General features: G+C 33.7%; 11 protein-coding genes and 2 tRNA genes. 11 read left to right on the top strand and 2 right to left on the bottom strand.

The genetic code is table 11. From position 1 onward, the window contains the following. Positions 1 to 752 precede the first annotated feature (752 nt). Positions 753 to 1,637, bottom strand: coding sequence for a YitT family protein (locus LQ617_RS09170; protein ID WP_025906261.1), 885 nt, complete (start codon positions 1,635 to 1,637; stop codon positions 753 to 755). A 107-nt stretch (positions 1,638 to 1,744) separates the two neighbouring features. Between LQ617_RS09170 and LQ617_RS09165 the strand changes: the two genes are divergently transcribed. From LQ617_RS09165 to LQ617_RS09120, 10 genes are all read left to right on the top strand, one after another. Further along, positions 1,745 to 1,819, top strand: a tRNA-Glu gene (locus LQ617_RS09165). A gap of 18 nt (positions 1,820 to 1,837) precedes the next feature. Beyond that, a tRNA-Asp gene (locus LQ617_RS09160) sits at positions 1,838 to 1,910 on the top strand. A gap of 167 nt (positions 1,911 to 2,077) precedes the next feature. Further along, positions 2,078 to 2,779: a response regulator YycF gene (yycF, locus tag LQ617_RS09155; protein WP_025906262.1), complete on the top strand. Its 702-nt coding sequence runs from the start codon at positions 2,078 to 2,080 to the stop codon at positions 2,777 to 2,779. Positions 2,780 to 2,788: 9 nt separating this feature from the next. Continuing rightward, entirely contained in the window at positions 2,789 to 4,630 is a 1,842-nt protein-coding gene (gene walK, locus LQ617_RS09150) for a cell wall metabolism sensor histidine kinase WalK (protein WP_037589684.1), read from the top strand. Then, on the top strand, positions 4,623 to 5,945 hold the full coding sequence (locus tag LQ617_RS09145; protein WP_126476466.1) for a YycH family regulatory protein: 1,323 nt from the start codon (positions 4,623 to 4,625) through the stop codon (positions 5,943 to 5,945). The genes walK and LQ617_RS09145 overlap by 8 nt, the downstream gene beginning before the upstream one ends. After that, positions 5,945 to 6,736 (top strand): two-component system regulatory protein YycI, encoded by a 792-nt coding sequence (locus LQ617_RS09140; protein WP_204188935.1) that lies wholly within the window; start codon positions 5,945 to 5,947, stop codon positions 6,734 to 6,736. The genes LQ617_RS09145 and LQ617_RS09140 overlap by 1 nt, the downstream gene beginning before the upstream one ends. Before the next feature lie 40 nt (positions 6,737 to 6,776). Continuing rightward, positions 6,777 to 7,559, top strand: coding sequence for an MBL fold metallo-hydrolase (locus tag LQ617_RS09135; RefSeq protein WP_025906269.1), 783 nt, complete (start codon positions 6,777 to 6,779; stop codon positions 7,557 to 7,559). 293 nt (positions 7,560 to 7,852) lie between these two features. Next, entirely contained in the window at positions 7,853 to 8,332 is a 480-nt protein-coding gene (gene rlmH, locus LQ617_RS09130; protein ID WP_025906271.1) for a 23S rRNA (pseudouridine(1915)-N(3))-methyltransferase RlmH, read from the top strand. A 321-nt stretch (positions 8,333 to 8,653) separates the two neighbouring features. Continuing rightward, positions 8,654 to 9,910 (top strand): MrcB family domain-containing protein, encoded by a 1,257-nt coding sequence (locus LQ617_RS09125; protein WP_000566670.1) that lies wholly within the window; start codon positions 8,654 to 8,656, stop codon positions 9,908 to 9,910. A 414-nt stretch (positions 9,911 to 10,324) separates the two neighbouring features. Then, positions 10,325 to 10,564 carry a hypothetical protein gene (locus LQ617_RS09120; protein WP_001282728.1) on the top strand — a complete coding sequence of 80 codons (240 nt, stop codon included), beginning with the start codon at positions 10,325 to 10,327 and terminating at the stop codon, positions 10,562 to 10,564. Between the two features lie 31 nt (positions 10,565 to 10,595). Here the strand turns inward: LQ617_RS09120 and LQ617_RS09115 are convergent, their stop codons facing one another. Then, complete coding sequence (locus tag LQ617_RS09115; protein WP_001106057.1) at positions 10,596 to 11,270, bottom strand: IS6-like element IS257 family transposase; 675 nt, start codon at positions 11,268 to 11,270, stop codon at positions 10,596 to 10,598. A gap of 35 nt (positions 11,271 to 11,305) precedes the next feature. Here LQ617_RS09115 and LQ617_RS09110 point away from each other — a divergent pair, with 35 nt between their 5' ends. Next, complete coding sequence (locus LQ617_RS09110; RefSeq protein WP_020444595.1) at positions 11,306 to 11,695, top strand: hydroxymethylglutaryl-CoA synthase; 390 nt, start codon at positions 11,306 to 11,308, stop codon at positions 11,693 to 11,695. The last annotated feature ends 590 nt before the right edge of the window (positions 11,696 to 12,285 follow it).

The raw sequence follows: 12,285 nt of genomic DNA, 5'->3' as shown, positions 1-12,285 counted from the left end.
AGCCAAGAGATCGCCCAAGTCTTAGCTTAACGTCTGAATAAAGCCAAGAGATGCCTCAAGTCTTAGCTTAACGTCTGAATAAAGCCAAGAGATGCCTCAAGTCGTGGCTTAACTTCTGAATAAAGCCAAGAGATAGCCCGAGTCTTTGCTTAACTACCAAATAAAGCCAAGAGATGTCCCAAGTCGTGGCTTAACTTTCCAATAAAGCCAAGAGATAGCGCAAGTCATGGCTTAAGTCCTGAATAAAGCCAAGAGATAGCCCGAGTCTTTGCTTAACTACCAAATAAAGCCAAGAGATAGTCCAAGTCTTAGCTTAAGTCCTGAATAAAGCCAAGAGATCGCCCAAGTCGTAGCTTAACTCCTGAATAAAGCCAAGAGATAGTCCAAGTCATGGCTTAAGTCCTGAATAAAGCCAAGAGATGTCCCAAGTCATGGCTTAAGTCCTGAATAAAGCCAAGAGATCACCTATCAACCCCATCTTGAACCCGATCCTCACCCCCATACATCGCCGACCATCCTCAACAATCCTCACCCCCATACATCGCCGACCATCCTCAACCACATACATCAAACTCACACCATCCCAACCACACCCCAACAAAAAAAGCATAAAAACTTATCATTTCAAGGTTGTCTACCAACTGCGCTCTAGACACTAACTTAATCAGTCTACCTAATTAAGACTGTCCGCAATCATAGACGTCTATCTATACTTTGAAATCATAAATTCTTATGCATGTTACTGTGATTGATTAATGTATTTCTCTTTTCTTAAAGCGTCCGCCTTTTACTTCGCTCACGTCACCGATGGATAGGAATGCGGTGTTATCTATTTCTGTTACGATATCTTTTAGTTTGGATTCTTCTAATCGTGTGATGACACAGAATACGACTTTTTTATCTTCTCCTGTATATGCGCCTTCTCCATTCAGATATGTCACACCTCTACCGAGTCGGTCATTGATGGCTTCTCCGATATCTCTATATGTATCGCTAATGATCCATACAGCTTTTGATTCATCAAATCCTTGAACGGTTACGTCAATCATCTTAGCAGCTATAAAATATGCAATAACGGAAAACATCGCTGATTCCCAATTGAATACAAATCCTGCAGCTGTAAATATGAAGAAGTTAATCAACATGACGATTTCGCCTACTGAAAATGGTGCTTTACTACTGATTAAGATAGCACTGATTTCAGAACCGTCTAAAGATCCGCCATATCGTATTACGAGACCTACGCCTAAACCAATAATTGCGCCTCCAAAGATCGTTACTAAAAATGCTTCTTTAATAAAAGGATCAAAATGATGTAAGTAGGCTGTTGTAATAGATAATATTGTAATTGCGTAAATTGTAGAAATCGTGAATGTCTTACCAATCTGCTTGTATCCTAAAAAGAAAAACGGAATATTTAGTAGAAAGATAAATAATCCAAGCTTTAAATTGGTGAGATGACTCAAAATAATTGCGATACCGACAATGCCACCATCTAGTAAATTGTTAGGAACTAAAAATAATTCTAACCCTACCCCCATTAATATACTGCCGATGGTGATAAATATGAATCGTTTGAGGATTTCTCCTTTACGTAATTTACGATGTCCTTTTCTAATAACTTGTGCTTGTTCCATATTATCATCCCTTTTTAGTACTTCTATATTTATTATATAAAAAATTTAAAATAAAATCTTGTCTTCTGTATATTAGTCATGCTATAATCAATCTTGTGTTAAACAGAGGCCCCTTGGTCAAGCGGTTAAGACACCGCCCTTTCACGGCGGTAACACGGGTTCGAATCCCGTAGGGGTCACCATCTCAATTTTATACATAAGGTCCCGTGGTGTAGCGGTTAACATGCCTGCCTGTCACGCAGGAGATCGCGGGTTCGATTCCCGTCGGGACCGCTTTTAATGCTTATCGTAATAACGATAAGCATTTTTTTGTTGTTCAATCATAGATTAACGTCAAACAATAGAATTAATAGACAAATAGTGTTAAATTATAGTATAGGATATCATGCACAATTGTGTGCTTAGAGATACTTATTTTCAAAAAGAAATGAGGTAAATGTATGGCTAGAAAAATAGTAGTCGTTGATGATGAAAAACCAATTGCAGATATACTTGAATTTAATTTAAAAAAAGAAGGTTATGATGTTTATTGCGCATATGACGGTAATGACGCAGTAGATTTGATATATGCAGAAGAACCAGACATCGTATTATTAGATATTATGCTACCTGGTAGAGATGGTATGGAAGTATGTAGAGAGGTTCGTAAGAAATTTGAAATGCCAATCATTATGTTAACAGCTAAAGACTCAGAAATTGATAAAGTTCTAGGGTTAGAGTTAGGTGCAGATGATTATGTGACGAAGCCTTTTTCAACACGTGAATTAATCGCGCGTGTGAAAGCAAACTTACGTAGACATTATTCTCAACCAACACAAACAGAAGACGAAGAAACAAATGAAATCGTCATTAAAGATATTACGGTATACCCTGATGCATATTCAATTAAAAAACGTGGTGTCGATATCGAATTGACACACCGTGAATTTGAATTGTTTCATTATTTAGCAAAACATATTGGACAAGTTATGACGCGTGAACACTTACTCCAAACTGTATGGGGTTATGATTATTTTGGAGATGTACGTACAGTCGATGTTACGATACGTCGTCTACGTGAGAAAATCGAAGACGATGCATCACACCCAGAATATATTGTGACGCGTAGAGGTGTGGGTTATTTCCTACAAACACAAGAGTAGGCTGATATTATGAATTGGCTAAAGAAGTTTCAGTCCTTACACATTAAACTTGTCGTTATTTATGTTTTATTAATCATTATTGGTATGCAAATTATTGGATTATATTTTACAAACAGTCTTGAGAAAGAGCTGACACGTAACTTCAAGACAAATATTGAACAACACGTGAAACAGATTAATTACAACATAAAGAAAACGTACAACTCAGAAGACCCAAATCGGAACTTCCAAAAAGAAATACAAAATATATTAGATGATTATGCCAATAGAACTGAAATTGATGAGATTAAGTTTATTGATCAAGATCAAATTATTGTGGCGACATCTAAAGCTACGAATCAAAATACCGTCAATCAAAAAGTAAACGATAGCTCTGTACAAAAGGCGTTATCATTAGGAAAAGCTAATGATAAAATCGTATTAAAAAATGATTCATCCGATAGTAATAGAGTATGGATCAAAAATAAACCTGTTGAATACGAAGGTGAAGTTGTCGGAGATATATATGTTGAATCAGATATTGATTCTGTTTACGAACAGTTAAACAACATTAACCAAATCTTCATCATCGGTACAGCAATCTCATTATTGATCACAATCGTGCTCGGTTTCTTCATTGCGAGAACGATTACGAAACCTATATCAGACATGCGTAACCAAACGTTAGAGATGTCTAAAGGTAACTATACGCAGCGCGTTAAGATATACGGAAATGACGAAATCGGTGAACTTGCGCTGTCATTTAATAACTTATCTAAACGTGTACAAGAAGCACAAGCGAATACGGAAAGTGAAAAGCGTCGTCTAGACTCGGTTATCACGCATATGAGCGATGGTGTCCTTGCCACGGATAGACGCGGTCGCGTACGTATTATTAATGAAATGGCACTTAAAATGTTAGGTTTAGAACGTGCTGATGTAGAAGCGAAACATATATTAGATATTCTAAATATTGATGATGATTATTCATTAGATGACTTACAAGAGAATAATGATAGTTTCATTATTGATATTAATAGTGAAGAAGGCATTATTGCGCGTGTTAACTTCAGTACAATTATTCAAGATACAGGCTTTATCAATGGTTATATTGCCGTATTACATGACGTTACAGAGCAGCACATTTTAGAAAATGAACGTCGCGAATTCGTTGCGAATGTTTCACATGAATTGCGTACACCATTAACATCTATGAGAAGTTATATAGAAGCATTAGAAGAAGGTGCTTGGCGTGATCCTGAAGTTGCACCGACATTCTTAAATGTTACACGTGAAGAAACAGATCGTATGATTCGTCTTGTGAATGACTTATTACAACTTTCTAAAATGGACAGTTCAAGTGATCAAATGAACTCTGAATTGATTGATTTTAATATGTTTATTAACAAAATCATTAACAGACACGAAATGTCGCAAGGTAAGAACGTGACATTCATTAGAGATATACCTGTTAAAGGTTTATTCGTTGAAATTGATCCAGATAAGATGACGCAAGTGTTTGATAACGTCATTACAAATGCGATTAAATACTCACAAGAATCTCATAAACGTGTAGAGTTTCATGTGAAACAAAATACTTTATATAACCGAATGACGATACAAATTAAAGATAATGGTATCGGTATTCCAGTGAATAAAGTAGATAAAATCTTTGATCGTTTCTACAGAGTAGATAAAGCGAGAGCACGTAAAATGGGTGGTACAGGTTTAGGTTTAGCCATCACTAAAGAAATCGTAGAAGCACATAAAGGTAGAATATGGGCGAGCAGTAAAGAAGGTCAAGGTACATCCATCTATATAACATTGCCATGTGAAGTCATGGAAGATGAGTTTGGTGATTGGGATGCGTAATAGAGAACTGATTAAATCTGCTATCCTCATAATCCTTGTGCTTATCAGTGTGTTTATGACATACCGCGTATGGACATTTACACCTGAACTGACAGATTTAGAAACAGATGTGAATACAGAAACACCTTCTATTGGACCTAAAATTAGTAAGCCTATTGATAGTGTGATTATGCCGTTTAGAATGATTAATCGAAATGGCACGGACGTGAAAGGGACGTCTAACGTGAAAGACATCAAGAAGATTACTGACCAATTGTTGAGTAAAGAAGTGAAGAAAGTTGATATTCTAAGCAGTGAGTCAGTCGTTCAACTTGAAGATTTATCTGAACGATATACGATTTTAGATTTCCCTGATAGCATCCCGAGTGAAATGTACTTAAACCAAGTATTAGGTATGAATATGAACTATTATCCTAATATTAATTTTGATCGAATTCTTGTAGATACGAAATCAACGAAAGAAGCTGTTGTGTATCTTTTAAGTGAGAATAAGCAAAAGGCTGTTAAACTACAGACCAATATTAAAAGCACGCAATTTGATAAGGTGAATAAAGAAGCAGCACCAGATTTGAAACCTTATACAGGCATGATTACAAATGAAACGACTACGAATGAAATTTACCAAATTTATGCACCAGAGAATGCAGATAATATGAATATTTACCGTTACGTTTCTAACAAAATATCCGTATCTGAATTAAATGACGTAATTCTCGGGGATTCGGTGATTGCGCGTAGTAATGAACATAACGTTTCGACGTATAACAACAATACGGGGATTTCTACCGTGAACGAAGCGAAACAAACATATCGTTATACGAATTTATCAGAAGATGAAAATCGTCAAAAAGATATGGCAAAATCAATTACAAATTCATTTAAATTTATTAATGAACATGCAGGTTATACAGATGAATTCCGTCTGTTTAGTACAGATCAAAAATCTGGTAAAATAGACTATCAAATGTTCTTAAATAATTACCCAGTGTTTAATGATGATAAGTTATCATCTATAGAAGCGGTGTGGGGTAGAGATACGATTAATGAATACAATCGCGGTCTTATTACAACAGGAGTAGCCGTACCGTCTAAAAAAGAAGCGGATAAATTACCTTCATCAGAAGAAGTCAGATTTAGCCTAGCTTCTAATGGTTCGATTGATTTTAACAAAGTTACGAATATAGCAATTGGCTATGATTTATCATTACCAAAAGACGAAATTAATAACTTACAAGACACGATTGAATTTACACCGAAATGGTATGTGAAATATGACGGTGAATGGAAACGGTACGAGAATGGAGGGCTTTCTTAATGGATTGGAAACATGCTAAGTCACTCTTCATCATTGTGTTTATTCTCATTAATATAGGATTGGTCGTTGTCTACTTTAATAAAGTAAATAATTCTATCGTTCAAGAATCAAACGCACAATCAGACGTTAATTTTGCTAAAGAAGGCATAGACATCCCGCAGTTACCAGAATATCGAGATAAGAAGATGCAAGCCATTACAGGTAGTAGTAAATCGTTCGATTCAGATGAGCTTGAAGGTGTTTATTCATTAAGTGAAAAAGACACGAAAATCAATAAAGATATTGATGCAGATTTAGATAAAGATAGTAAACAGTCATCATTTAAGAGCTTCATTAACAAAGATGCTTTTAAAGGTAAAGATTATGAATATAAAAAGAACAACACAGATAAAAACAAAGTCGTCTATGAACAAAACTATGAAGGTTTACCAATACTCAACAACAACAAAGGACAAATTGTCATAGATATGGATAATGGTAAAGCTAAGTCGTATACACAAACGTATTTAGACAAACTTAAACCAGGTAATGGCGACAACAACAATAAACGTACGATAGCAGATGCTAAGACAGCTTTAGAGACATTGTATTACAACACGTACCTTAAAAAAGGTGATAAAGTAGAGTCTGTAAGGTTAGGCTATTACAGTGTCGTTAAAGAAATAGGCGGACAAGTACTTGTACCGTCATGGGAAGTTAAAATAAAATCCGAAAAAGATGGTAAAACAGAAACGAAGACATTGTATATCGATGCCATTAAACCAGAATCTACCGTCTTAGAAGAATCGTAAGAGAAGCAGTAATTAAAGGAGATGAACACTTGTGATCGCAATGAGCGTACTCGCAAGTGGCAGTACAGGAAATGCCACTTATATAGAATCAGATAAAGGAAGCCTACTTGTCGATGCTGGCTTAACAGGAAAGAAAATAGAAGGTCTCTTTCAACAAATTGACCGTAACATCAGCGACTTAGAAGGTATCTTAGTAACCCACGAACATATCGATCACATAAAAGGGTTAGGTGTACTCGCAAGAAAGTATAAACTACCTATCTATGCGAACAAAAAGACATGGCAAATGATAGAAGCTAAAGATAAAAACATACCACTAGATCAAAAGTTCCATTTCGAACCATATGAAACAAAGACTTTGGCAGGTATGGATATCGAATCATTTAGTGTGTCACATGACGCAATAGACCCACAGTTCTATATCTTTAACAACGACTATAAAAAGTTAACGATGATTACAGATACAGGCTACGTGTCAGACCGCATGAAAGGTATGATACACGGAAGTGATGCCTTTGTATTCGAAAGTAATCACGATGTGGATATGTTAAGAATGGGCAAATATCCATGGAAGACGAAACAACGTATATTAAGCGACATGGGTCACGTATCTAACGAAGATGCAGCACATGCAATGTGTGATGTAATAACAGGTAGCACGAAACGTATCTATCTGTCACACTTAAGCCAAGATAACAACATGAAAGATTTAGCAAGAATGAGCGTTGGGCAAGTATTAAACGAACATGATATTGATACAAATAAAGAAGTCATTTTATGTGATACAGATAAAGAAAAAGCAACACCCATATACTACATTTAAAAAAGATATCCCCAATTATAGAGTTGGGGATATCTTTTTAGTTTGTGCACATATATACCCACAGTTATACACAAATGTCCACAAACTGTGAATAATATAGGTAGTTATCCACGGATTTATCCACAATGTATATAAATCCGTGGATAAATCATAATAAAATGTATAAAAATAAACGACTTAATATTTAGAAAACGTACAAAAAATTAAAATTGTTGATATAATAATAAAGAAAAATGTGCATAAGTTAATAACATGTGGATAACTTTTAACAAGATGAATAAAGGTGGATAAAAATGAAGATAACAATCATAACGGTAGGTAAACTAAAAGAGAAATACTGGAAACAAGCCGTAGATGAATATAATAAGCGCTTAGGTGCATATACAAAGACAGAACTCATCGAAGTAGCAGACGAAAAAGCACCCGATAATATGAGCGATAAAGATATAGAGATAGTGAAAGAAAAAGAAGCAGACAGAATCATGTCTAAAATCAAACAAGACAGTTACGTCATTACCCTGGAAATACAAGGGAAGATGTTAACAAGCGAAGGACTCAGTAAAGAAATCGATAACCTCATGACAAGAGGCAATTCACACATCACATTTATCATCGGCGGATCAAACGGCCTGCATCAAAAAGTATTACAACGCAGCAACTACGCCCTATCATTCAGCAAAATGACCTTCCCACACCAAATGATGAAAGTCATCCTGATGGAACAAGTGTATCGCGCGTTTAAAATCATGCGTGGGGAAGCATATCATAAATGATGCGGTTTTTTCAGCCGCTTCATAAAGGGATTTTGAATGTATCAGAACATATGAGGTTTATGTGAATTGCTGTTATGTTTTTAAGAAGCTTATCATAAGTAATGAGGTTCATGATTTTTGACATAGTTAGCCTCCGCAGTCTTTCATTTCAAGTAAATAATAGCGAAATATTCTTTATACTGAATACTTATAGTGAAGCAAAGTTCTAGCTTTGAGAAAATTCTTTCTGCAACTAAATATAGTAAATTACGGTAAAATATAAATAAGTACATATTGAAGAAAATGAGACATAATATATTTTATAATAGGAGGGAATTTCAAATGATAGACAACTTTATGCAGGTCCTTAAATTAATTAAAGAGAAACGTACCAATAATGTAGTTAAAAAATCTGATTGGGATAAAGGTGATCTATATAAAACTTTAGTCCATGATAAGTTACCCAAGCAGTTAAAAGTGCATATAAAAGAAGATAAATATTCAGTTGTAGGGAAGGTTGCTACTGGGAACTATAGTAAAGTTCCTTGGATTTCAATATATGATGAGAATATAACAAAAGAAACAAAGGATGGATATTATTTGGTATATCTTTTTCATCCGGAAGGAGAAGGCATATACTTATCTTTGAATCAAGGATGGTCAAAGATAAGTGATATGTTTCCGCGGGATAAAAATGCTGCAAAACAAAGAGCATTAACTTTATCTTCCGAACTCAATAAATATATTACATCAAATGAATTTAATACTGGAAGATTTTATTACGCAGAAAATAAAGATTCATCTTATGATTTAAAAAATGATTATCCATCAGGATATTCTCATGGATCAATAAGATTCAAATATTATGATTTGAATGAAGGATTCACAGAAGAAGATATGCTAGAGGATTTAAAGAAATTTTTAGAACTATTTAATGAATTAGCTTCAAAAGTTACAAAAACATCCTATGATAGCTTGGTCAATAGCATAGACGAAATACAGGAAGACAGCGAAATTGAAGAAATTAGAACAGCACAAAAAGATAAGACACTCAAGGAAGTGGAAGCACCTAAAGGAATAATTCCAAAATATAAAAAAGGTGTATCAAAGACTACTAAAAATGATTCAGAAATTGAAAAATCAAATAAAGAGAATAAATTAACCGGTAAAGTTGGAGAAAAATTAGCGCTAAATTACTTTAATGAGCTAATTGATAATAAAATAGACGAAGATAAGAAAGAACAGTTTAGGAATATTTTAAATGATAATCCAGGCTCTCAACACGGTCATGGCTATGATTTAGTAGCTTTTGATCCAACAAATACAGATAAAGCTGTAGAAAAATTTATTGAAATTAAAACATCTACATCTTCTAGTATTGAGGAACCATTTTTTATGTCGCTAAATGAAATGTTTGCTATGAAAGAATATAAGCAGAAATATTTAATATTAAGAATATTTAATGTTTCCGGTAAAGAACCACAATTTTATTTTATAGATCCATATGCAAATTATTCTGAATTTAAAGATGTAGATGATCTCATTGACAAAGTATTTAATGTAGAAGCTATTCAGTATAAAGTTTTTGGCGAAAAATGATTACTTGAACAAGAGCTAAAATAAAATTGTGATCTAATAAAAATAGAAACTGTAATTTAAATAAAACTTTCTAAATAAGCTAACTGATAAAAAATCAGTTTGTCCACAGTCTGAAACAAGATTCCTATATTCTTTAGGAATCTTGTTTTTTCTATTTTTATGGTGATAAAGAGCAGATAAGATAATGTGTAATAATCACAAAAAAGTTAAATATTTTAAGGCTTGTTTAATTATTAATGATTTTATATATAAAGAGCAGTATAATAAAGTTGTTAATATATTATGAATAATATTCAAGTAATTTTATTGTTTTTTAATTTGTCGATATTTAAGTTGAGTTAAATTTAAAGGGTGTAATTTGTTTTACAATGATGAAGATAATTAGTCTATCAAAATAAAGGGGTTGGGACTGTTATGAGTGATAATTTGTCATTATTCATTGACTATATCAATGATAATATAATCTATGGTAGTGAAATCAAACGGGAGAAATTAGAGAATTTATTTAATCAATTTGCTATAAAAAATGTTGAAAAGAACATTGTCTATGATGAACTGAAATCTTTAGATATTACAATCATTGAGTCACAGGATTCATATAAAAATAAATTGAAGAGATTATTTTCGGTTCTGTTGCAAAGTAAAAAAATATAGCTAACCACTAATTTATCATGTCAGTGTTCGCTTAACTTGCTAGCATGATGCTAATTTCGTGGCATGGCGAAAATCCGTAGATCTGAAGAGACCTGCGGTTCTTTTTATATAGAGCGTAAATACATTCAATACCTTTTAAAGTATTCTTTGCTGTATTGATACTTTGATACCTTGTCTTTCTTACTTTAATATGACGGTGATCTTGCTCAATGAGGTTATTCAGATATTTCGATGTACAATGACAGTCAGGTTTAAGTTTAAAAGCTTTAATTACTTTAGCCATTGCTACCTTCGTTGAAGGTGCCTGATCTGTAATTACCTTTTGAGGTTTACCAAATTGTTTAATGAGACGTTTGATAAACGCATATGCTGAATGATTATCTCGTTGCTTACGCAACCAAATATCTAATGTATGTCCCTCTGCATCAATGGCACGATATAAATAGCTCCATTTTCCTTTTATTTTGATGTACGTCTCATCAATACGCCATTTGTAATAAGCTTTTTTATGCTTTTTCTTCCAAATTTGATACAAAATTGGGGCATATTCTTGAACCCAACGGTAGACCGTTGAATGATGAACGTTTACACCACGTTCCCTTAATATTTCAGATATATCACGATAACTCAATGTATATCTTAGATAGTAGCCAACGGCTACAGTGATAACATCCTTGTTAAATTGTTTATATCTGAAATAGTTCATACAGAAGACTCCTTTTTGTTAAAATTATACTATAAATTCAACTTTGCAACAGAACCGTATTATGGAATAGAGATGTTGGTAACATTTATACAGGATCATTATACTTAAGTTTAATTTCGTTATTACAGAACCACACATTCCAACCAGAAGAGAAAGTATGTCTATTTAGTTATGGTTCAGGAGCAGTAGGAGAAATCTTTAGTGGTTCAATCGTTAAAGGATATGACAAAGCATTAGATAAAGAGAAACACTTAAATATGCTAGAATCTAGAGAGCAATTATCAGTCGAAGAATACGAAACATTCTTTAACAGATTTGATAATCAAGAATTTGATTTCGAACGTGAATTGACACAAGATCCATATTCAAAAGTATACTTATACAGTATAGAAGACCATATCAGAACATATAAGATAGAGAAATAAACTAGTGGCCGATTGTGCTTGATGAGCTTGGGACATAAATCCTAACTCGAAATAAATAAGCATATCACTAAACTGATTTTTTAAAGTTTACAGTGATATGCTTATTTTTTTATCTTACGATTTTGTACGTGCATGCTTGCCTAGGGGTATGGCTCGAGCCATTAGTCTCTCGCACATACTATTCCCTCAGGCGTCAGCACTTACAAAATCGGTTGTAATTTTCATTTTTATACGCATTCTTACTGAGATTATACTAATAAGAGGAATAGTAAAAGCAATTCTAAGTAAAATTGCAGATAAGAGGTTTGTTAAAAGCAGTTCTAAGTAAAATTGCAGATAAGAGGTTTGTTAAAAGCAGTTCTCAGTAAAATTACAGATAAGAGGTACGTTAAAAGCAGTTCTAAGTAAAATTGCAGATAAGAGGTTTGTTAAAAGCAGTTCTAAGTAAAATTGCAGATAAGAGGTACGTTAAAAGCAATTCCATGCAAAATTGCTGATAAGGGGTAAGTTAAAAGCAGTTCTCAGTAAAATTGCAGATAAGAGGTACGTTAAAAGCAGTTCTAGGCAAAATTGCAGATAAGAGGTGCGTT

Source organism: Mammaliicoccus sp. P-M59, assembly GCF_022386135.1.
Taxonomy (GTDB): domain Bacteria; phylum Bacillota; class Bacilli; order Staphylococcales; family Staphylococcaceae; genus Mammaliicoccus; species Mammaliicoccus sciuri_A.
This window is presented reverse-complemented; position numbering and strand designations above follow the sequence as displayed.